Consider the following 20,825-nt stretch of genomic DNA (forward strand, 5'->3'; position numbering starts at 1 on the left):
TACTTGTCGAACGGCACCGCGCGCGGCCCGCGAATAAGGCAGAAACGCCTCAAAATCGACGAAATGGAACCGCCTCCCGCGAATTATTTGCGGGAGACGGGGGTTATTCTTCTGAAAGATTGAAAAAGACCGGAGCGATCAGATCCGGCTGACGACGCAGGGGATCGGCTCGTACTTGCGCAGGTACAACATCGCCTGGTCATTGATGCCATCGAGCCACACACCGCGGCCCGCATAGCGGTAGCCATTGCCCATTGGGATCAGACGAACCGGGATGGCGTGATGCGCGCTGAGACGCAGCTCGCCTGTGACGATTTGCCCGGGCGCGAGCACGGGACGAGAACGCAGCACATAGTTGCCCCCGTTGTCGCAAGAGATCGCGAACGCTGCGCCGGGCAACATGAGATCATGCGCCGCTGCGCTGCCGACAGACCCACCGACCGTCGCGAGGGCCAACGCCCCGTACATCATGACCTGCTTGATCTTCACTGCAATCCTCCGCTCGCCAGCTTCCCCGCGCGCATTAAGACCGCAAATCGCCGCGACGACAAGTCGTCGTGGCGACGCAAGTCAAAGCAGCAGCGGCGCGCCCGGCTGCCAGCCGCCGCCGGTCTCCGCCTCGGCCGCCGGCGCGAGATCGCTCTCGCTCTCGTGGTGCAGGCGTTCCGCATAGGGCGCGGCGAACAGGCTGACGCCGCGCTGGTCGATCGCAAACAGCGGCATGAAGGATTGGAGATCACGACCTTCCATCAGCGTGGCCCGCCGATTGTCGAGGACGAGCCACTTGCCGTCGATCCGCACGGCGAGAACCGCGTGATCCTGCCGCACGGCGAGGTCACGCACCAAAAGCAGCCGCAGATCGGATTCGGGCGTGCCTGCCGCCAGCAACAAGGCGTATTTGGCGATCGCGTAGTCCTCGCAATCGCCGAGCCCGCTCCGCAGGGTCTGCAGCGGCGCGCTCCAGACGTCCGGCAGGCCGTGCTGCTGATCGTCGCTGACATAACGCACGGCCTGATTGACGCCGCGATTGACGATCTCCGCCCGCGCCCGCTCGTCGCCGGCCGCCACAGCCGCGCGCTTGAGCGCGACGAAGATGCGCTCCGACGCCGAACATCGCGCATCATCGGCATTGCAGCGCTCGATCGACAGCCGCTCGCTGCTCATCGCGCCCTGGATGCCGCGCCATTTGACCCACAACAGGCCCTCGGGCGCGCGGAACGTCATCAGCCCGAACGGCTCGTCGCTGGGCGCCGGGACCGCAGGCCCCTGCGGCGCATCGCTGCCGATTCCGGCGCGCACAGCGGTACCGGTGGATGCGACCTCGACCGGGCCTGAAGCGGCGCGGCGCAGGCCGTCATGCTTGGCGAGCACGGCATTGATGGTGAAGAAACGAACGGGCGGCGGCACCGACAGTGCACTATCAGCATTGTCCCGCTGGGATCTGCGGCTCGCCGTCTCGGCGAAGGCGGCCCCGGCGCAACCGGCCGCCACCGAGAAGGCAAGCGCAAGCCCCAGCGCACGCGGGATTCCCCGCGGCCGATCGATCCGCAACATCACTGACGCCCCGTATGCTCCGGGACATCGGCCGACATCATCGTGTCGGTCCCCGTCCCGGTTGTTATGGGATCAGGGATAGAGCCGGCGCCGCTTCGGGCCGGTTAAGGCGCGGTCAAACCCGCGGCCAAGCTGGCAACGCAACTAATCGCGGCCCACCGGATCGCGTTGCATTTGATCGATTCAGGATTCGGTAACGCTGCGCCTCCCGGCCGTAGCCTGGATGGGCGCAGCGGACATCCGGGGTCGCAAGAGCCTTCAGGGAGAAGCCGGGCGCTCCTGCGCTGATCCGAGCGACGCGCGGCGCGTTCAGCGCTCGCGCAGGGCCTCGTCGCGCAGCATGCGCGCCGGCCGGACCAGATAGTCCAGCACGGACTTCTTGCCAGTGAGGATCTCGACGGTCGCAACCATGCCGGGGATGATCGGGAGCGGCTGCTCGGCCGTCCCGAGGTGGTTCTTCTCGGTGCGAACCATCACGCGATAGAACGTCTCGCCACGCTCGTTCTTGTCGCCCTTCTCGTCGGTGATGGTGTCGGCGCTGATCCGCTCGACGCGGCCGTGCAGCGAGCCGTACACCGAGGAATCATAGGCGCTGAGTTTGACCACCGCCTCGTGGTTGGGACGGATGAAGGCAATGTCCTGCGGCCGGATGCGGCCCTCGACCAGCAGCGTATCGTCGAGCGGCGTGATCTCCATCAGGCTGGCGCCTGGCGCGACGACCGCACCGATGGTGGTGACGTTGAGCCGGTTGACGATGCCGCGCACGGGCGAACGCAGCTCGGTGCGCCGAACGCGGTCCTGAGCCGACTTGATGTTCTCGTCGAGCACGGCGAGATCGCCGCGGGACTTGGCGAGATCGTCCTCGGCCTGGGCTCGAAAGGCGGTGACGATGTTGAGCCGGCGCGCGCGCGCCTCCTGCACGGCGGACTCGGTCTTCACGATGCTCGCCTGCACGACCGCGAGCTGCCCGCGCATGTCGGTGGCCTGGCGATCGGCGCGCAGCATCTCGATTTCAGGCACCACCTTCTGCTCGTAGAGCTTGCGGGTCAGCCCCAGCTCGCGATTGAGCAGCGCCAGCGTCTCCGAGAACCGCTTCTCGCTCGCCCGGAGTTCGTCGATCTCCTTGCTCTTCTGCTGCTCCTGCTGCTGCACGACGTCGACGTCCTGCGCCAGCTTGCGGGCATGGGCGTCGAACACCGCGCGCTCGCTCTGCACCGCGCGCGGCGCGTCGGCGACGAGTTCGTCGGGAAATTCGACCTTGTTGCGGCCTTCGGTCTCCGCCGCCAGCCGGATCACCCGCGCCGCCATCGCGCCACGGCGCTCGCGAATCTCGCCGAACTGAGAGGCAAACGTCGTGTCCTCGATGCGCGCCAGCGGCTGATCCTTCTCGACGATCGCGCCTTCCTGAACCAGGAGATCGGCGATGATGCCGCCCTCCAACGATTGCACCACCTGAGTCTGCCTGGACGGCACCACCTTGCCATTGCCGCGCTTGACCTCGTCGAGCACGGCGAAATGCGCCCAGATCAGGAAGGTGAAGAACAGGCCCAGCGATGCGAACAGCAGCATGCGCGCCGTCTTCGGCGTGCGCAATTCGACCGCCGCGCGGATGTCGTTGGAGAATGCGAAATCACTCTGCGCCATGTCACCTCGTCCCTTGGACCGGCTTCACGGCGGGGCTCGCGGCCGGCGCCGCCGCGGGTGGCTGCGGACGCAGCATCGTGAGGATCTGCGCGGTCGGACCGTCGGCGACGATCTTGCCGGAATCGAACACCAGGATGCGGTCGACCAGCGACAACAGCGAGGGCCGGTGGGTCGAGACGATGATGGACATCTCGCCGGCCCTGTCGCCCTTGGCCAGGACCTTTAGCCGCTCGAGGAATTCGCCCTCGCTGCGCACGTCGAAATGCGCGGTCGGCTCGTCGAGGAACAGCACGCGGGGCTTGCGGATCAGGACGCGGGCGAGCCCGATCGCCTGCTTCTGTCCGCCCGACAGGCTGCGGCCGCCCTCGGCGATCATCATCTCGTAGCCTTGCGGATGGCCGGCGATGAAGGTCTCGACACCGGCGAGCCGTGCCGCTTCCAGCACCTCCTCGTCGGTCGCGGCCGGACGGCCAAGCGTGATGTTGTCGCGCAGCTTGCCGTAGAACAGGTCGGTGTCCTGCAGCACGAAGCCGATGCCGGCGCGCAAATCGGCCGGGTCGTATTGCGCGATGTCGATGCCGTCGATCAGGATGCTGCCTTCAGTCGGCGGATAGAACGCGGTGGCGAGGCGGCCGACCGTCGTCTTGCCAGAGCCGACGCGCCCGATGATGCCGATCTTCTCGCCCGGCTTGATGTCGAAGGAGACGTTGTCGAGCGCCTTGGCCTGGCTTCCCGGATAGGCGAAGCTGACATTCTTGAACTGAATCCGGCCCTGCTTGATCTCGCGCGCGACGTAGATCTTTTCCGGCGGGCGCTCACGATCCAGCGACATCAGCCGGTCGATCGAACGCAGCGCCGATGTCGTCTGGGTGAAGCGCGTCATCAGGCCCGCGATGCCGGCGATCGGACCGAGCACGCGGCCGGACAGCATGTTGGCCGCGACCAGCGCGCCGACCGAGAGCTTGCCGTCGAGGATCAGGAACACGCCGACCACCACCAGCAGCAGGCTGCAGAACTGGCTGGCGACGCTCGCCGCGGTCATCGCCATCGACGCCCAGAACTGCACGTCCTCGCTGGAGCGCGCCTGCGCCGCCACCGAGCGTTCCCACACCGTCTGCACCCGGCTCTCGCCGGCCACCGCGCGGACCGTCTCCATCCCATTCAGCGATTCCACCAGAATGCCGTGCCGGGCGGCCGATTGCGCCTGCATCTTGCGCATCGCGCGATCGAGCGGGCGCTGGATCAACAACCCGACTGCGATCATGACGGGTAGCATCAGCAGCGGAATCCAGGCGATGGGACCGGCAATGATGAACAGCACGATGATGAACACGACGGCGAAGAGCATGTCCGTCGCCGACACCACGGTGCCCGAGGTGAAGAACTCGCGCACCGAATCGAAATCGCGAAGCTGGTTGGCGAGGATGCCGACCGACGGCGGCCGCTTGTCCATCTTCAGCGCCATGACGTGCTCGAAGATGTTGGCGGCGAGCACCACGTCGATCTTCTTGCCGGTCATGTCGATGATGCGGCTTCGGACCACCTTGAGCAGGAAGTCGAATCCGATCGCCAGCGCCAGGCCGACGCCGAGCGCAACCAGCGACGGGATGGCGCCGTTCGGAATGACACGGTCGTAGACGCTCATCGTGAACAAGGGCGCCGCCAGCGCCAGGATGTTGACGATGAAGGCTGCGATCGCGACGTGGCCGTAATTGGCGCCGAAGCGGCTGACGACGGACCAGAACCAGTGCGTCTTCGGCAACTCGCCCGCCGCATCGACACGGGCATCGGCGAGCGCAGCCGGCCGCACCAGATAGGCAAAGCCGACATATTGCGCCGCGACCGTCTCGATGCGCTCGATCGCCGGCGCTTCACGGTGCGATGGATCGACGATGGTGAGACGGCCGGCCGCCTCGTCGATCGTCAGCAGGATGCGCGTGGTGCCGTCGTGGAACATCAGCACGCAGGGCAGCACCAGCGCGGGAATCTCGCTCAGCGGCCGTTCGACCAACTGCGCCTCGAGCCCTGCCCGGCGCGCGGCCCGATCATACAGGCCGATGCTGAGCACGCCGCTTTCCAGCGGCAGACCCGACAAGAGCGCACTGCGACTGAGGGCGCGGCCATGATGAGCTGCAAGGTAGAGCAGACTGTCACTGAGCGGATCGGATGCCGGGGGGGCCGCGCTCGCCTGTGGCAGCACGGGCGCCTCTTCCAGCTCGAACCTGGTCGGACGAATATTCAACGATGCCTCGGAAATCCAGCGGGCCAACCAGGCAACACGGGGCTGCACCCAGCGCATTCTGCTAATGATTTTCGTTTAGCCCAATTCTGTGGCCGGGACCCGTGTTTTTCGGGGTCTTTGCCGGTAGCAGGGTGACAATATCGTCGCAGAGTAAATGCGAAAAGCTGGCGCGGTATGCGCCAGCTTTTCGTTAGGTTCATTTCGGTGCCGGCCCGCCCGATCCGATGCCGCCATACTTTCCGGAAACGACGAACAGCGATGTATCAGCAGGATCGCTCGAGGCCCAGCGATCACCGAAGGTGATCGGCGTAGGTTGCTTCGGCCCACCGTCCTCCAGGCCGAACAGCGGCACCGGACCTGCGGCGCTCAGCGGTGCCGGACCTGGCGAGGGTGCGCTCAGCCGCAGCGGCGGCAGGCGGTACCCGACGAAGCCGCCAGAGACGTCGAGCGGTACGGTCTCCGGCGGGTGGCCGGTCTTCAGATAGGCCAGCATCTGCCCCATCGCGGCGAGCAGCTGATAATCCGCGAACACCACGACTCCGCGCGCCGACACCAGCGACACGTTGGCATTGAAGTACTGGTTCTGCGAGTTCAGCAGGTCGATCAGCGTGCGCTGGCCGAGCTCATATTCCTTGTTGTAGGCGATGAAGGTACGGCGTGCCGCCTCGACGTCGCGCACCAGGGCCGCAACCCGATCGGCGGTGATGATGCGGGCCGCCCAGGCCTTGTCGATCGATTCCAGCGCGTCACGCTGCAGCCGCGCGTGCTTCTGCTGCTCCTGGATCATCCGCTGCGCGGCTTCTTCACGGCGCCACGAATTCTGGCCGCCGTTGAAAATATCCCAGGAGGCCACGACCTTGCCGCTCACCTCGTCGTAGCGGTTGTTGTAGGTGACCGACTCCTTGCCCGTGGTGGCGCGGCCTTCGAGCGAGACCGTCGGCAGGAAGGTGCCGGTGGTGGCGTCGAAGCCGCGCTTGGCGGCGGTCACGTCGGCTGCGGCAGCGCGCAGCGTCGGATTGAACTTGTAGGCGATATCGAGCGATTCCGCCTTGTCGCGCGGCAGATCCGATAGCCGGCCCGGGAAGCGCAGATTGTACGGCTCGACGCCGACGACTTTGCGATATTTCGCCCGCGCGACTTCCAGGCTGAGGCGGAATTCCTCGAGCACGGCCTGGGCTGCAGCGACGCGCTCTTCCGCCTGCTGCGTATCGCCCTCGCCGGCCCGGCCGCCCTGGAAGCGCGCCAGCACGTTCTTGCGCAGCTCGAGATGAACCTTGAGGTTCTTCTCGGCGAGGCCGACCAGCGTCGTGTAGCGCACCACGTCCACATAGGCCTCAGCGGCATCGAGCCCGATCAGTTCGGTGCGCTCGAGCACGCGGAACGCAGCCGCATCCACTCGCGCAGCCTGTCTCCACACTTCGTTGATGGAGGAAAAGCCATCGAACAGCAGCTGGCGCACGACCACGCTGGCCTCACGGCCGCGCAAGTACCGGCCATTGTTGTTCGGCGCGGGCGTGACATATTGCTTGAGCATTTCAGGACCTGCGCTCGCATCGAGGCGGACCTGCGGGAGCAGAGTTCCCTGCTGCTGGCGAAGCTCCGATTCCGTCGCGCGACGGTTGGCTGCCGCCTCGCCGACGCCTGGATTGGTCTTCACCGCCTGATTGATGGCGTCCTGAATCGTGAAGGGTTCCGCCGCAAACGCCGGGCTAAAGCCCATTCCCACGACACAAATGAAACCGAGTGAATGTATGATCTTCAACATACAGTATCGGTAACAAAGCCGCGATCAGCTCGCAATGGACCTCGCCACACTTCCGGCGAAAAATCGACCCGATGTTGCAGAATGGCGACTCCCTGCCACATTCCGGAAAATTCATAAACTGGATCAAGAAAGTAGGGAGACGATCGCGGGAAGCCGATGGTGGGGGAGGCAGGACTCGAACCTGCGAAGCCATGAGGCGGCTGATTTACAGTCAGCTCCCTTTGCCACTCGGGACACTCCCCCGTATCGATGGCAGTCGACGATCGGCCGCGAGAACAGCGGTTGAGCGACCAGCGGCGCCATTGAGACGGTAAGACCGCGGGGGCCCCGGATGAAGGGGCGCGCGCGACCGGGGCCCTTATGATCGAACCGGCCCCTCAAAGTCAACCAAGGGACGACGAATTTTCCCCTCTCGGCGGTGCCAAATTGCCAGAATCCGGAAGGCGTGACAGAAGCTCGTGCATGAGCGAACGCGACCGTAAGCCCCCTTTTCGCCGCCAGGGCGGCAAATCTCCCGGCAAATTCTCCGGCAAGCCGCGCGGCTTCGAGCGGCAGCAGGCTTGGCGCGAGCGCGAGTCCGGTGCGGATGGCCCCGTCATTCTCTATGGCTGGCATACGGTCACCCTGGCGCTCGCCAATCCGAAGCGCAGGATTCGCAAGCTCTACGTCACCGAGAACGCCGCGCGCCGGCTCGCTGACGAGCGGATCGAAACCAAGGTGACACCGGAGATCGTCCGCCCTGGCCAGATCGACCAGCGGCTCGGTCCCGATGCGGTGCATCAGGGCCTGCTGGCGGAGGCTGATCCCCTGCCCTCACCGGACATCGACACGCTCGAACCGGAAGGCATGATCCTGGTGCTCGACCAGATCACCGATCCGCACAATGTCGGCGCCATCCTGCGCTCGGCGGCCGCGTTCGACGTCAAGGCGATCGTGACCACGGCCCGCCACAGCCCGGAGGCCACCGGCGTGCTGGCCAAGTCCGCCTCGGGCGCGCTGGAATTGGTGCCGATCATCACGGTGCAGAACCTCGCCCGCGCGCTCACCCGGCTCGACGAGCGCGGTTTCCAGACGGTCGGACTCGACAGCGCCGGTGCTGAGGACATCGCCGCCGTCACCCTCCGCGAGCCGCTGGCGCTCGTGCTCGGCGCCGAGGGCAAGGGTCTGCGCCAGCTGACCCGGGAGACCTGCAGCGTGGTGGCCCGGCTCGACATGCCCGGCGCGATCAAGAGCCTCAACGTCTCCAACGCCGCAGTGCTCGCGCTCTATGTCGGCGCGAGCCGGCTCGGGCTGATGTCCAGATGACGAAACGCCCGCGCGCTGATGCGCACGGGCGTTCGCGACGAAGGCTGACGCGATCGATCAGTAGTAACGGCGCAGCACGCGGCGGCCGTGATAATAGGGCGAAGCGCCCCAGCGATAGCCGCCGTGCGGCTGGGCGTAGACCACTTCGGGCGCGACGCGGGTCGCCTCATAGGCGTGACGGCGATGGTGATAGCGATAGACCGGGAGCGCGCGCTCCTCATAGGCCGGATACGGCGCGAACGCGCCGGGACCGCTGTAGGTCGGGCCCTGGTTGACGTAGTAGTACTGCCGGGTCGGCTCGGGCAGCCGCTCATAATGGGCGCTGCAGCTGCCGCATCCGGCGTGACCGTAGCTGTAGCCGGGCTGATAGGTATAGGTCGGCTGATAGGTCACGGTCGGCGCGCATGGGCTGGCATAGCCGCAAGGCGCGCAGGCCGTCGCGCCACAGGCCGCAGCAGGCGCACTGCCCGCGACGGCGAGGCCGGCAATGGCCACAAGTCCTGAAATCATTCCACGCATTACTCTCTCCTGATCATCTGGTTTTTTATTGTGGTCTCGTTGGCGAGGATGACCGCTAGCGATAGGCCGGCGGCGGACTGACATAGTTGCGGGGGCCACCGTCCCGCGGTGCGACGATCACCGCCGGCGGATACATCGGCACCTCGGGTTCGGCTGGCTGCATCATGGACTGAGCGCCCCAAGAACGGGAAAAGCTCTCGGCTGGCTTGGGCAGCTTGCGATCTGGCGGCGGCTCGATCTCCATGCGGCCATAGCCGGGCTTGGCGCCGAGCGTGGGATAGTAGTGACCGACATAGAGCTCGGGCTCGACCGGGCGACCGCCATAGACCCTGGGCTGGATATGGTGCCCCTTGCCGAGTCCGTACTGGCCCTCCACGACGGCATAGGAGGCATCGATGCCGTTGATGACGACGGGCACGCCGGGCCGCTGCGGGATCACGATTTCGAAGCCTTCGGCAGCCAGCGCAGCCGACGCCGACCCGATCAGAATCGCGAAAGCTGTTGCAAAACGCATGAATTCACGCCCCGGTTGCCAACCTACTAATACCGCAACGCGCCCCGCCATGGGTTAAGCGCGCGGGTCAATCTGACGGTAAGGCTAACGCGCAGGTCGTTCGTTCGGGTTAAGACGCCTCGCGGGTTCACACGGGACGGTTAATGCCTGCTCATCATCCGAGCGCGGTGGCAGCGATGGTGCGCAGCCCGATCGCCACGGTGACGAGCCCAACGCCGCCCTGCAGCGCGCGATTGGCCATCGTCAGCCCCCGCGCGGAGATCGCAATCGGCACTGCGATCAGGGTCGAGAGCGCACCCATGCCGATCATCGAGCCGATGCCGAACAGGAGGATGTAGGCAAGACCCGCGCCCGGCGTCGGCGCCTCTGCGACAACCAGCAGCAGCAGCGCCGCAGAGCCGGCCATGCCATGCATCAGGCCGACCAGCAGGCTGCGCCAGCGAAACCCGTGGACATGGTCGTGCGGCGCGCGCCCATGCGATCCCCGCTCGCCGGCATGGCTGTGGGCGTGGAAATGCGCCGAGCCGTCGCGATGGCTGTGGCGGTGAAAATGGACGCGCTCGCGCCACAACCGCCACAGCAGGTGTGCGCCGAGCCCGACCAGCATCACGCCGACCGCCCCCTCGAACCGACGCGACAGCTCCTCCGGGATGACATGACCGAGCAGCAATGCAGCACCGGCGAAGCCGAACAGCGTCAGCGTGTGGCCGAGGCCCCAGGTGAGACCGTGCCTGACGATGTCACCCACCTTGCTGCGGCGGGCTGCGATGCTCGACACCGCTGCGATGTGATCGGCCTCCAGCGCATGCTGCAAGCCCAACAGAAAACCCAGAGACAATATTGCCAGCATCAACCCCGCCTGCCCTGCTCGCGAGCCTACCAGTCTTCGCGGTCACAGCAAGCCGCAGGCCGGATGAACTGCCCAAGCGCATGCGCGCAGAAAAACATCCGCGGCGCGGCGGAACGGCGCGGGCTGGATCAGCTTAAGGTTCGGGGCGCAACGACGGAGTGATTCATGATCAGATCTGCAATTCTCGGGGCTGCTGTGCTCGCAACCGCGCTGGCCGGCCCGGCCATGGCGCGCGACATGCACCACCGCCACCACATGGCCCGCCACGACGCCGCAATGATGCAGCACCGCGCCGACGGCGGCTGGAACAACAACGGCTGGAACAATGATTGGAACCGCCGCGGCACCGGCTTCTGGCCAGCCGACATTGCGGCCGGCGCGGTCGGCGCTGCCGCAGGCGTCGCTGGCGCCGCGATCGGCACCGCCGGCGCGATCGCGACCGCACCGTTCCGCACGGCCGATGCCTATGCCTACGATCCCGGTCCCTACCGCTATGGCCAGCCGACCTATGATCGTGGTCAGCTCGGCTACTACGGCGACTGGAACAGCTACGCCACCCGTAACGGCCTGGTCTGCCGCCCCGGCACCATGTTCAAGGGCAGCGACGGCGCAATGCACATCTGCCAGTAAGCTGCGGACCTCGATCGCGTCGAAAGGGGCGGCCCTACGGCCGCCCTTTTTGCGCCTGCAGTGTTCTCGGCCGGGAGCCGCGACGGTAGTAGCCTCACCGCATCAACTCTGGTAGGAACACCGCGCCTCGGAGCAACTCGCCACGCTCCGCCGCCACTCGCGGGGCACTCGCCGGCTTAGCTCAGCGGTAGAGCAGCGGTTTTGTAAACCGAAGGTCGGGGGTTCAATCCCCTCAGCCGGCACCATCGACCGTCAAGTTTCTCTCTCTATCCATCGCAGCTTCGAGCCGCCGCGGCGGCGCGCATCGCTGCTCATTTTGCCTTCGTCTTGATTCCCGCCGCCGGCGCCTCGGTCCCGGCCGCCGGCTTGGGCGCTGCCCATTCGGGATTCGGCACCGGCCCGCCCTCCTGGCCGGTGCCCCTACGAGCTGGCCGGGCAACAGATCCGTGACCTGCACCCAGCCCTGGGTGGCGCAGAACAGTCCCATCAGGCAGCCTTTGACGGCCAGCATTCTCGGTCCCTCGCGCCAGATCGAGACGCGGTAGGTCTTGCCGTCCTCGGCATTGTAGACCTCTCCCGCATGGCGGCCGTCGGTGTTCAACTTCAGACCAAGCAGCATTTGATGTCCGAGCAGGAGGCGGCCCCGCTTGCTTGCGTCGGGATTGAGCCGGTCGCGGAACGGCTGCCCCTTGGCATCGGCGGTCTCCTTCATCCACACGATGTAGCCGCAGATGCGGTCGGGCGTCGCGCCGCAGCGCTCGATCCGAATGCGGGCGCGGCCGTCCTCTGCCCTAGGAACGTTCTCTGCGGCTGCGGATTGACGGTATCGATTTCCGGGGGCGGGACGAAACAGGCTCAGACTGTGGCAATATTGTTGCCACATCTCAACCAGAACTCTCACTTATCCCCAGAAGTCACTGGTCTTACAGCTTGATTTTACAGCGAGCATTTGTTGCAATTGCGGCTTCTGGGGGATGCTGGCCATGACGTGGAAGGAAGAGCGTGATGCGCTGATCGCGCAGACGATGGCCTTCGTGCAGTCGGTCACCGGCAAGCCGGCGGATTTCTCCCAGTTCGAGCTGCCTGCCGTTCCGGCCGTGACTCCGGCCCCGCAGACGGCGTTCGCGCGCGCAGGAACGGCGCCACCGGTAATCGTTTCCCCGACCGTGGCCGACGCTGCACATCAGGCCATCGAACAAGGCCCGGACCAAGTCCCGCCGCCGGCCGAGCCGGCCAGGACGAGACCGCGAGCGTCTGCAACGCCCGAGACCGCTGTCGCCGGAACCCGCCCGGTCGTCACCGAACGTTTCACCAGCATCGCCTCCCAGCTCGATCTGCAGCGTGACATGCAGGCCGAGATTCGTGCCCGCGTCGCCCGCTTCCGCGCCCATCAGGAGCGCTTCAACCGTGAGCGCCAGGAATATTTCAGCGCAACGCTGGCCCGCCTGAAAGCCTCCGCCGAGGGTACGGTGCTCCCCGAGGACTGAGCGCTCGGAGCGCCGCCGCGGATGGTCGAGATGTCTTGGCAGGTCGACATGCCGGCTCACAGCCAGGCGCACAGCAGCGCCACATTGGCAACGAAGGCGAGCAGCAATCCACAGGTGAGTGTCAGCTGGATCCGCCCGCAAAAGATGTGGAGATCGGTTCCCATGACTTAACCATCTGGCGATTCTAGCCCCGGAGTCCCACGGATTCTTTTTCCAAAAATTTAGGACTCGTTTACGACTCGACCGATCCGAAAAGGCCGCTTTCCGGCCGCGAACCCGCCTGTGTCTCGCTACAACCCCTGTTCATCGTCGGTTCATCCTTCGCTTCTCTGGAGCTGCTTGGAATGCCCTATGCCCTGTTTTGCAATGAGGCCAAGTTGAGCAAGGCCTATCCGACCGAGGGTGATGTCTGGCGCTTGGCGCGGCAGAGCGGGCTGGTGGTGGACGTGATGATCAATGCGCGGCGCTCGGCCGGGTATTTGCAGCTCGACAACGACTACGAGATTCGTCCCTGCGCCGCCGAGCCTGAGGAAGATCCCTGGCAGAACCGTGCGGAAGCCGAGCAGGAGTTCAACATCCCGTTCGCGTCGTGATCGCAGAAGCAGGCCGCGAGCCCCTTGTTTGAGGATACGCGCGGCGGTCGCGACGGAGAAAGCCGTGGGTGATCGGTTCAGTCAGCGCGCTGGGTGATCCGGGATGCGGTCGATCAGCAGATCCCGCTGTCTGGCTGCGCGACTGCGATCGAGGCCTTTGCCATCGCCCAAGGCAGGCTCTTGCGGCAGGCTCTCGACGATCCAGCGACGGACGGCCCTCAGCGGGCAGCCGGAGGCTGCTCGCTGCGGCGTTGTCATGAAGTCCGAGCTTACTTACGGCGTTGCCGTCGCCAGCGAGGCGGTTTCGGACGGAAGTGCGACACAAGCGCGCTTGCGGCTGACGCCGCGGATTGCGCCGGTCACCTTCAGCACCTTTCCCGACGGGCAGGACGCGGTTTGCACCAGCGCAACCTCGTAAGGGGCAAGCATCAACGGTTCGGACTTCAGGACGGTCTGGGCGGAGCACGGCAAAACGGCCGCCGACAACAACAGCACGGACAACAAGATACGCATGTGGGATGATCCATCAAACCGGCGCACTCATAATAACGACTGATGGCGAAAGTTTCACGAAGGTTTGAAAATTTTTTTGCACTGCGTGAGCGGTCTCGAAACCACTCCTTACCTTTCGGCGCTCAAAGCAAGACGCCCGCACCGAGGCGCGGGCGTCTGCCAACTGTCGTTTGCGAATGCCGGACGGCCAGACCCGGCCGACAGCTCAGTACTTGCTGGCGACGGGACCACCCCAGCCGAAGCGATAGTTCACACCGACCTTGACCGTATGGTCTTCGTTGTTGAAGCGGCTGCCCACGACCGGAGCCGGGCCACCCGTGAAGGTGGTGTTGCCGAAATTGTAGTACTGGTACTCGGCCTTGGCCGACCAGTTGGGCGCAAACATGTATTCGAGGCCGGCACCAACGGTGTAGCCGTCCTTGGCATTGCCCGATGTGCTGAAGCCGGCCGGAACGCCAGCGACGTTCACGCCCAGTGCGTTGCCGTCGCGCCAGGCATAGCCGCCCTTGGCATAGACCATCGCCGGGCCCCAGGTGTAGCCGAGACGGCCGGTCACCGAGCCGAGTTGGTTGGCGCCGGTCGAGGTCACGGTCGTGGCGCCAGGGAAGCCGAAATTGGTCGTGTTGCGGTCCATCCAGCTGTACTGGGCCTCGATGCCCAGCACCCAGTTCGGCGCGAACTGGTAGTCGAAACCGCCCTGAACGCCGCCGAGGAATCGGCCGTCGTTGCCTTCAAGACCGTTGCCGCCGGCAAAGGCGCCGCCGAGATGGCCACCGACATAGAAGCCGGTCCAGTTGTAGATCGCCTGCGGCGGCGTCATGGGCGGCGCCTTGGTGTAGGTGCGCGCGGGCATGTCGGCGGCGAAAGCCGGGACGGCACCCGCCGTCAAAGCGAGAGCGCTCAAAACGACTGCACTCGAGAAAACGCGTTTCATGGGACGTCCCCGTTATTCATTTGCGACATCTATCGAACATCGTGGCCGCATTTAGGTTGCCCGATGGCGGTGACGCAGCTGTGATTAACCAATGCGTGTCACCAGCGAGCAACAAAGGCCTTTTGTTCCATAGGCTTCCCGAAGATTTCGTGAAGCTGCACGCATCGCCCGACATTTGGTCGCAGTGAGGCGGCAAAGCGTTTGAACCCATCCCTGACTTGTGATCGCCGCGACGCCTCCGCAACCCGCTGCGACGTCGTGGCAGGTGTGCGGAAAGCAGGCCCAACAGCTACCGCGTCAGGCTGGCCAGCTCGGGAAACGGCGCATAGGTCGAGCCGGCGCACAGTTCGGCGGCGTCCTCGATGAGCCGGTCAAACCGGCCGTCGACATAGATCGCCGCGCGGTCCTTTGCCGGTGGGTAGCTGCCGTCGGAGTCACGGGCCGCGTAGCGCAGGCAGCTGACATAGCGCAGCCGGCCGCCGACCGTCCGCTGCACCGGCTCGGCCATGACGCCGTCGCGCACGCCGACCGGATTGTTCAGATAGGTGCGCAGATAGGCCAACACCTCGCTGCGGTAGTTCGCGGGAAACGGCTGGCCCGAGACACCGCGATCACCCGTATAGGAAATGCTGCGATTGTCCTCGCTCACGAAGGCCGCCGGCCCTCCGCTGGCACAACCTGCCAGCAACAGCACCAGCGCAGCTGCCGGCCACCAGCTCTTCGTCCCCATCGCCACGCGCCCGTCTCGCCCGATCCCTCTCGCGTCACCCGGCTTCTAGCTCAAAGCGGCCAATGAGGGAAATCGGCCCGCAGGGGCGGACGTGGAGGCTGCGAAGGACAATGGCGATGCGACGGCCGGCGACCGCGGCAAGGGACAGCGTGTCGCGATCGCCGACGCGCCGAGGCGTCGGCGATCGCAGGCGACGCGAGCTCACCCGCGGCGGGTCGCCGGAGTGACGCGCTTGAAGCTCACCTTCTTGTGGCTGATCGCATGCGAGACCTTCACCTTGTCGTGATGGCGGAGATGCGCGGTATGCCGGTGCGTGTGACGGAGCAGCGAGGCGTGAGGCTTGCCCTTCCCCTTGCCGTCGGCCGGCTTCATCTCGTTGGCCTTGTTGCCCGACTGCATGCCGCCCGGCTTCGTCGCATCCGACTTGGTCGCATCGGTCTTCGTCGCATCAGCCTTCCCGGTCCCGGTGGTCGAGCCGGTGATCTGGTTCGGCTTCGCCGGCGTGTCGGTTTTCACAGGGCCCGCGGCGAAAGCGGGCGCAGCCAGGATCGACGCGGCGAGCAGCGCAACGGACATTGACTTCAGCATGGTCGTCTCCGTGATGAGAGGATCTGCGAGGCACCATCCAGAGCGGATGGGCTCGTGATCATGACGACGACCATAAGGAACCGGGACTGAACCCCCTCTGAAGTAAAGCAGGGCTTTCGGTTCATTGAGATGAAGGGATAGTCATCGAGATGACTAGCCTGTCATCATGTGGCCAGTATAATGCACCGATCGCGGCGCAAAATCCGCGCAAAGGGCCGGGAATATTTCGCAGCTGCGGAAGTTCTTCTCCGCATGCAGTCACCTGTTGGATCGACAACTCGGGAGATACGAATGAAAAAGTCTGCGCTCAGGATCGCCACGCTGGCACTGTTCTCCATGGCCGTGGCCTCCGGGCCGCTGCTTCTGTCGAAGGCCTACGCGGCTGGCAGCGAGACCCCGTCAGCGCCGCCCGCCTCGGATTCGAAGAAGAAGAAGGACAAGAGCTCGAGCATCGAAGATCCGAAGTTCCTCGCCGCCTATCGCACGGCCTACACCTCGATCTATGATCGCGGCGACTATGCCACCGCGATCCAGCAGTTGAAGGCGCTGAACCGCGAGGACGTTGCCGACGTTGCCAACCTGATCGGCTACTCCTACCGCAAGCTCGGCAACTACCAGGCCTCGAAGCAGTACTACGAGCAGGCCCTGGCGGATGATCCGAACCACGTGCGCACCTGGCAGTATTACGGCCTGTGGCAGCTCGAGCAGGGCAACCGCGAGCAGGCCAAGTACCACCTCGACAAGGTGGCGCAGCTCGCCGGCACCAACAGCGCCGAATATCGCTCGCTGGCCGACGCGCTCGAGAAGCAGCCGGGCACCGGCCTCGTGTACTGACGCGCGATCGGATCAGATCCGATCTCGACAGTGGCGCAACCCGAAAGGGTTGCGCCATTTTCGTTGCGCCGATCTCGTCGATCTCGTAGCCCTCCTTGTCCAGCGCCGGTGCTCCGGTCATGATGATGCATCGGCGCACGACCGTTCGCGCCACCAGATGGAGACGGCGTCGTGGAGCCCTGGCTTGGCACAGCGATTGGTTACATCAAGGATTGGCTGGCGTTCCAGGTCGAGGTCTCCGGACAGCCCGGCTGCATCGTCGCGATCGCCCATCGCGGCGAGATCGTCCTGGAGGCGGCCTATGGTCATGCCAATCTCGACAGCGGCGAGAAGCTGACGCCGCGGCATCGCTTCCGCATCGCCTCTCACACCAAGGCATTCACGGCCGCCGGCATCATGCGTCTGCGCGAGCAGAAGCGGTTGAAGCTCGACGATCCCGTCGGCGATCATGTCGCGGATCTGCATCCGGACGTCGCCACGGCCACCCTCGGGCAATTGCTCTCGCACACGGCGGGCCTGATCCGAGACGGCAAGGATTCCGGCCAGTTCACCGATGGCCGGCCCTATCTGGGGAAAGACGAGTTGCTGGCCGAGTTGAAGCTGCCGCCGGCGATCACGCCGAACAGCCGCTTCAAATATTCCAACCACGGCTACGGCCTGCTCGGCCTGGTCATCGAGTCCATTACCGGTGAGCCCTATCCGTCCTGGCTGCAGCGCGAGATCATGACGCCGCTGTCCCTGCGCGAGAGTGCGCCGGACATGGCGCTGCTCGGCAAGTCGGTGCCGTTCGCGCGCGGCCATTCCCGCATCGTGCCGGTGGGACGCCGCGTCGTGATTCCCGGCGACAACCCGACCAATGCCATCATGGCCGCGGCCGGCGTGGTCGCGACCGCAGCCGACACCGCGCGGTTCTTCGCGCAGCTCGCGCCGAATGCCAAAAAGAGTCTGCTGACGGTCGCGAGCCGACGCGAGATGATCCGCCGGCAGTGGCGCGTCCCCCAGGACGCCGAAGAAGCCCATTACGGTCTGGCGCTGATGAGCGGCACGACCGCCGGCTTCGACTGGTTCGGCCACGGCGGCGGCTTCCAGGGCTACATCTCGCGGACGTCGGTGATTCCGGCGCGCGAGATCACCATCACCGTGCTGACCAACGCCGTCGATGGCTGGGCGCCGGGCTGGGCCAACGGCATCAAGTTCATCCTGCAGGCCTTCGCCACCCATGGCGCGCCGTCGCGCCGGACGCGTGACTGGACCGGGCGTTGGTGGACGCTGTGGGGCGCCGTCGATCTCGTCCCGTTCGGCGAGCAGGTCATGGTCGCCAATCCCGTCTTCCTCAACCCCTTCATCGATGCCGCCCGCATCGAGGTGACCGGGCGCGACACCGGCAACATCGTGCAGGCAGCCGGCTACGCCAGTCATGGCGAAGCCGTCAGGCGCGTCCGCACCAAATCCGGTGTCAGCGAGATATGGCTCGCCGGAGCACGCGTGCGCCCCGAACGCGTGGTCAGGGCGGAGATGGAACGGAAATATCCGAAGGGGCGCCGGAGGAAGGACGCATAGACAGTAAGTAGCCGCGACCTGATCGCAACGACGCGTGCAGAAAATCGCGCCGCGCGGGCCCTACTTCATCAGCGCCTCGGCCTCGCTGCGGAACGCCTTGCGGGCATCGTCGCGGGAATAGAACATGTGCCCGCCCGGATAGACCACCAGCTTCACCCGCGGCGGCCGCGCGAAAGCCGGCAACTGGTCGAGCAGGATCTTCGAGCCGTAATACGGCGTGGCGAGATCGAACAGGCCGTGCCCGACCAGCAGCTTCAGCTTGGGATCGAGCGCGAGGATCTGGCGGATGTCGTTGGCCGATTCCGGTGGAGTGATGCCGCGGCCGAAATCCCAGCTCATGTTCACGGCCCCGCTCAGCAACTGATAGGAGCCGTCGGGGCGCCAGTTCAGCTTGCGCGTCGTGAGCTCGACCGCGGCGCTGGTGAGCGGCGCATTCAGCACCTCGCCCGACGGATCGGAGCTGCGTGAATGGCTCGAATCCGGATAGGGATCGATGCCGAGCACCGAGCCGTCGTAGCGGCCGGTGACGCGGCCGTTCTTGCGGTCGAACTCGCGACGAAACTCGGAGACGTCGAAGCGGCCGGCGAGTCGCCGGCTGACCGCCTGATCGATTCCGGTGAGGCTCGCGACCTTGTCGGCCAGCCGGTTGGTCGCTTCCACATCGGCCTCGCCCTTCACCAGATCGAGCAGGAAGTCGCCGCTCGCGTAACGCTCGACGTCCGCGAGGTCGGCCCGCGTCACCGGCCCCTTCGTCTGCCTGGCGACGGCGGCATAGCTCGGCAGGCTGGCGACATATTGCATCAGGCTCGAGCCGGAATAGTCGCGGAAGTCCATCAGCGGCGACAGCAGGATCAGGCCGCTCACGCCGACGCCCTGGTCGTGCTGCAGATTGCGAATGATCTTCGGCCCACGGATGCCGCCATAGCTTTCGGCCGCGATGTATTTGGGTGACGCCAGGCGATCGTGCTTTTCCAGCCAGCGCCGCACCACCAGCGACAGTGACCGCACATCGCCGTCGACCGAAAAGAACCGCTTGCGGACCTCGTCGCCCGACGCCACGAAGCGGCTGTAGCCGGTGCCGACGGGATCGACGAACACGAGATCGGTGAAGTCGAGCCAGGTGTCAGCGTTGGGCAACAGCTCCGGTTGCGACGACGGCGTCACTCGGGCGGCATCGATTCCGATCCGCCACGGCCCGGCATTGCCGAGCTGCAGATAGGCGGAGGACGCGCCCGGCCCGCCATTGAAGAAGAAGGTCACCGGACGGCTGCCGCGCTCAGCGCCGTCGAGCTGATACGAGGTATAGGCGATGTCGGCCTGGGGCTCGCCCTTGCCGTCGAACAGGCGGATGGAGCCGGCGGTGGCGCTGAACGACAGCTTGCGGCCGGGCAGCTCGAGTGTCTGCGTGGTGGTGGAATCGGCCGGCAGCCGATGCTGCTCGGCCGTCGACGGCGACGCCGCAGGGCTGGACGGGCGCGTGCTTGCAGCGCCGCTGCGGGACGAGCCGGGTGGCACGGCGTCCTGCGCCGCTGGGGGCGCGTCCTGGGCGCGCACGGGCTGGCCGGCGATCAGTGCGGTCAGGACCAGGGCCGCCAGACTCTGCCTCGCAACAAACGACTTCAGACGTGCCATCAACACCCACTCCTCTGCCCGCGCCGGACCCACTCGGTCGAAAGCACCACTCTGTAGGGCATGAACCGCGGCGCACCCACAAGCTCAACCAACTCTTCCGTGATCCAGATCACTGAGGAGCGGGTGCGAGGTGCGGCCAGTTGTGCTATGGGCTCGAACCTCTCGATCCGGTCCGACGTCCTATCCATGGGACAGAAGGCGCGCCGCCGGGTGCGATCACGGAGTTCATCATGACATACCGGACGTTCTTCGCCGCAGCCCTGACCGGGCTCGCCGCCCTGGCGCTCGTCGGGCCGTCGGCGGCTTGGGCGGGGCCGCCCGCTGCGCTGGTCGAGGACGTTCAGGGCGAGGTCGCCGGCGCCGAGCTGATGGACTATGTCGCGCCCGGCCAGGTGATCAAGCTCGGTCCCGATGGGGCCGTGGTCATGAGCTACCTCAAGTCCTGCCGTCGCGAGACCGTCAGCGGCTCCGGCAGCGTCACGGTGGGGCCCGGCGAGAGCAAGGTGGATGGCGCGACGCTCAAGAGCGACATCGTCAATTGCGACGCCAGCCATGCCCAGGCGACCACCCGCGAGACCAGTGAGGTGGCGGCGACCATCGTGCGCAGCATCGGGCCGGACTCGGCACCGGTGGCGCAGGCCGTCATCTACGGCGCCTCGCCGATCGTCGAGGCCAAGGGGCGCGGCACGCTGATCGTCGAGCGGCTCGACCAGCCCGGCGAGCGCCAGCAGATCGAGCTGACGGGGCGGCAATACAAGGGACGATTCTACGATTTCGCCGGCACCAGCCATCCACTGACGCCGGGCGGCATCTACGTCGCGAGCTTCGGCGCAGCACGCCTCGTCTTCAAGGTCGACGCACAGGCCAAAGCGGGCCCCGGCCCCGCGGTCGGTCGATTGATCCGGCTCAACTGAGACCGAAAGCAGCTTGC

General features: G+C 65.8%; 22 protein-coding genes and 2 tRNA genes. 8 read left to right on the forward strand and 16 right to left on the reverse strand.

Going from position 1 to position 20,825, the window contains the following annotated elements:
• Positions 1 to 138: 138 nt before the first annotated feature.
• The 6 genes from HL666_RS05600 to HL666_RS05625 form a co-directional block, all read right to left on the reverse strand.
• Positions 139 to 489: a hypothetical protein gene (locus HL666_RS05600; protein WP_172107974.1), complete on the reverse strand. Its 351-nt coding sequence runs from the start codon at positions 487 to 489 to the stop codon at positions 139 to 141.
• Positions 490 to 570: 81 nt separating this feature from the next.
• Positions 571 to 1,554 (reverse strand): transglutaminase-like cysteine peptidase, encoded by a 984-nt coding sequence (locus HL666_RS05605; RefSeq protein WP_172180327.1) that lies wholly within the window; start codon positions 1,552 to 1,554, stop codon positions 571 to 573.
• Positions 1,555 to 1,863: 309 nt separating this feature from the next.
• The gene (locus HL666_RS05610; protein WP_172107970.1) at positions 1,864 to 3,198 is read right to left on the reverse strand and encodes an HlyD family type I secretion periplasmic adaptor subunit; all 1,335 of its coding nucleotides are present in this window, start codon (positions 3,196 to 3,198) and stop codon (positions 1,864 to 1,866) included.
• Between the two features lies 1 nt (position 3,199).
• A complete protein-coding gene (locus tag HL666_RS05615) occupies positions 3,200 to 5,497 on the reverse strand; it encodes a type I secretion system permease/ATPase (protein WP_246739006.1) in 2,298 nt (765 codons plus the stop codon).
• 139 nt (positions 5,498 to 5,636) lie between these two features.
• Positions 5,637 to 7,160, reverse strand: coding sequence for a TolC family outer membrane protein (locus HL666_RS05620; protein WP_246739005.1), 1,524 nt, complete (start codon positions 7,158 to 7,160; stop codon positions 5,637 to 5,639).
• Between the two features lie 202 nt (positions 7,161 to 7,362).
• Positions 7,363 to 7,448 (reverse strand) — tRNA-Tyr (locus HL666_RS05625).
• A 219-nt stretch (positions 7,449 to 7,667) separates the two neighbouring features.
• Between HL666_RS05625 and rlmB the strand changes: the two genes are divergently transcribed.
• Positions 7,668 to 8,510, forward strand: coding sequence for a 23S rRNA (guanosine(2251)-2'-O)-methyltransferase RlmB (gene rlmB, locus HL666_RS05630; RefSeq protein WP_172180329.1), 843 nt, complete (start codon positions 7,668 to 7,670; stop codon positions 8,508 to 8,510).
• A 57-nt stretch (positions 8,511 to 8,567) separates the two neighbouring features.
• Here rlmB and HL666_RS05635 read toward each other — a convergent pair whose 3' ends face one another.
• From HL666_RS05635 to HL666_RS05645, 3 genes are all read right to left on the reverse strand, one after another.
• Positions 8,568 to 9,029: a hypothetical protein gene (locus HL666_RS05635; RefSeq protein ID WP_172130875.1), complete on the reverse strand. Its 462-nt coding sequence runs from the start codon at positions 9,027 to 9,029 to the stop codon at positions 8,568 to 8,570.
• Between the two features lie 55 nt (positions 9,030 to 9,084).
• Positions 9,085 to 9,543 carry a hypothetical protein gene (locus HL666_RS05640; RefSeq protein WP_172180330.1) on the reverse strand — a complete coding sequence of 153 codons (459 nt, stop codon included), beginning with the start codon at positions 9,541 to 9,543 and terminating at the stop codon, positions 9,085 to 9,087.
• A gap of 154 nt (positions 9,544 to 9,697) precedes the next feature.
• Positions 9,698 to 10,393: a HoxN/HupN/NixA family nickel/cobalt transporter gene (locus tag HL666_RS05645; protein WP_172107960.1), complete on the reverse strand. Its 696-nt coding sequence runs from the start codon at positions 10,391 to 10,393 to the stop codon at positions 9,698 to 9,700.
• Between the two features lie 165 nt (positions 10,394 to 10,558).
• On the opposite strand from HL666_RS05645, the gene HL666_RS05650 reads away from it, so the two are divergent.
• A complete protein-coding gene (locus HL666_RS05650; RefSeq protein ID WP_172130879.1) occupies positions 10,559 to 11,023 on the forward strand; it encodes a hypothetical protein in 465 nt (154 codons plus the stop codon).
• 170 nt (positions 11,024 to 11,193) lie between these two features.
• Positions 11,194 to 11,268: transfer RNA gene (locus HL666_RS05655), tRNA-Thr, on the forward strand.
• Here HL666_RS05655 and HL666_RS05660 read toward each other — a convergent pair.
• Positions 11,256 to 11,924 (reverse strand): DUF2147 domain-containing protein, encoded by a 669-nt coding sequence (locus HL666_RS05660; RefSeq protein WP_311975700.1) that lies wholly within the window; start codon positions 11,922 to 11,924, stop codon positions 11,256 to 11,258. The two genes, HL666_RS05655 and HL666_RS05660, sit on opposite strands and share 13 nt — an antisense overlap.
• 82 nt (positions 11,925 to 12,006) lie before the next feature.
• Here HL666_RS05660 and HL666_RS05665 point away from each other — a divergent pair, with 82 nt between their 5' ends.
• A complete protein-coding gene (locus tag HL666_RS05665; RefSeq protein WP_172180945.1) occupies positions 12,007 to 12,510 on the forward strand; it encodes a hypothetical protein in 504 nt (167 codons plus the stop codon).
• A 56-nt stretch (positions 12,511 to 12,566) separates the two neighbouring features.
• Here the strand turns inward: HL666_RS05665 and HL666_RS05670 are convergent, their stop codons facing one another.
• Positions 12,567 to 12,674 (reverse strand): hypothetical protein, encoded by a 108-nt coding sequence (locus HL666_RS05670; protein ID WP_009031230.1) that lies wholly within the window; start codon positions 12,672 to 12,674, stop codon positions 12,567 to 12,569.
• Between the two features lie 180 nt (positions 12,675 to 12,854).
• Between HL666_RS05670 and HL666_RS05675 the strand changes: the two genes are divergently transcribed.
• The gene (locus tag HL666_RS05675) at positions 12,855 to 13,103 is read left to right on the forward strand and encodes a hypothetical protein (RefSeq protein WP_172107954.1); all 249 of its coding nucleotides are present in this window, start codon (positions 12,855 to 12,857) and stop codon (positions 13,101 to 13,103) included.
• A gap of 273 nt (positions 13,104 to 13,376) precedes the next feature.
• On the opposite strand, the gene HL666_RS05680 is transcribed toward HL666_RS05675, so the two are convergent.
• The 4 genes from HL666_RS05680 to HL666_RS05695 form a co-directional block, all read right to left on the reverse strand.
• Complete coding sequence (locus HL666_RS05680; protein WP_172107952.1) at positions 13,377 to 13,616, reverse strand: DUF6719 family protein; 240 nt, start codon at positions 13,614 to 13,616, stop codon at positions 13,377 to 13,379.
• A gap of 205 nt (positions 13,617 to 13,821) precedes the next feature.
• Entirely contained in the window at positions 13,822 to 14,550 is a 729-nt protein-coding gene (locus tag HL666_RS05685; protein ID WP_172107950.1) for an outer membrane protein, read from the reverse strand.
• Between the two features lie 289 nt (positions 14,551 to 14,839).
• Positions 14,840 to 15,280, reverse strand: coding sequence for a hypothetical protein (locus HL666_RS05690; RefSeq protein ID WP_172109743.1), 441 nt, complete (start codon positions 15,278 to 15,280; stop codon positions 14,840 to 14,842).
• A gap of 201 nt (positions 15,281 to 15,481) precedes the next feature.
• Positions 15,482 to 15,868 carry a hypothetical protein gene (locus tag HL666_RS05695; RefSeq protein WP_172180332.1) on the reverse strand — a complete coding sequence of 129 codons (387 nt, stop codon included), beginning with the start codon at positions 15,866 to 15,868 and terminating at the stop codon, positions 15,482 to 15,484.
• A gap of 291 nt (positions 15,869 to 16,159) precedes the next feature.
• On the opposite strand from HL666_RS05695, the gene HL666_RS05700 reads away from it, so the two are divergent.
• A complete protein-coding gene (locus HL666_RS05700; RefSeq protein WP_172107946.1) occupies positions 16,160 to 16,702 on the forward strand; it encodes a tetratricopeptide repeat protein in 543 nt (180 codons plus the stop codon).
• 171 nt (positions 16,703 to 16,873) lie between these two features.
• On the forward strand, positions 16,874 to 18,262 hold the full coding sequence (locus tag HL666_RS05705) for a serine hydrolase domain-containing protein (protein WP_172180333.1): 1,389 nt from the start codon (positions 16,874 to 16,876) through the stop codon (positions 18,260 to 18,262).
• A 60-nt stretch (positions 18,263 to 18,322) separates the two neighbouring features.
• On the opposite strand, the gene HL666_RS05710 is transcribed toward HL666_RS05705, so the two are convergent.
• A complete protein-coding gene (locus HL666_RS05710) occupies positions 18,323 to 19,894 on the reverse strand; it encodes a S10 family peptidase (RefSeq protein WP_172180335.1) in 1,572 nt (523 codons plus the stop codon).
• A gap of 230 nt (positions 19,895 to 20,124) precedes the next feature.
• Between HL666_RS05710 and HL666_RS05715 the strand changes: the two genes are divergently transcribed.
• Positions 20,125 to 20,808, forward strand: a complete 684-nt coding sequence (locus HL666_RS05715; protein ID WP_172180337.1) for a hypothetical protein — start codon at positions 20,125 to 20,127, stop codon at positions 20,806 to 20,808.
• Positions 20,809 to 20,825: the final 17 nt, after the last annotated feature.

It is taken from the genome of Bradyrhizobium aeschynomenes (assembly GCF_013178945.1).
Classification (GTDB): domain Bacteria; phylum Pseudomonadota; class Alphaproteobacteria; order Rhizobiales; family Xanthobacteraceae; genus Bradyrhizobium; species Bradyrhizobium aeschynomenes.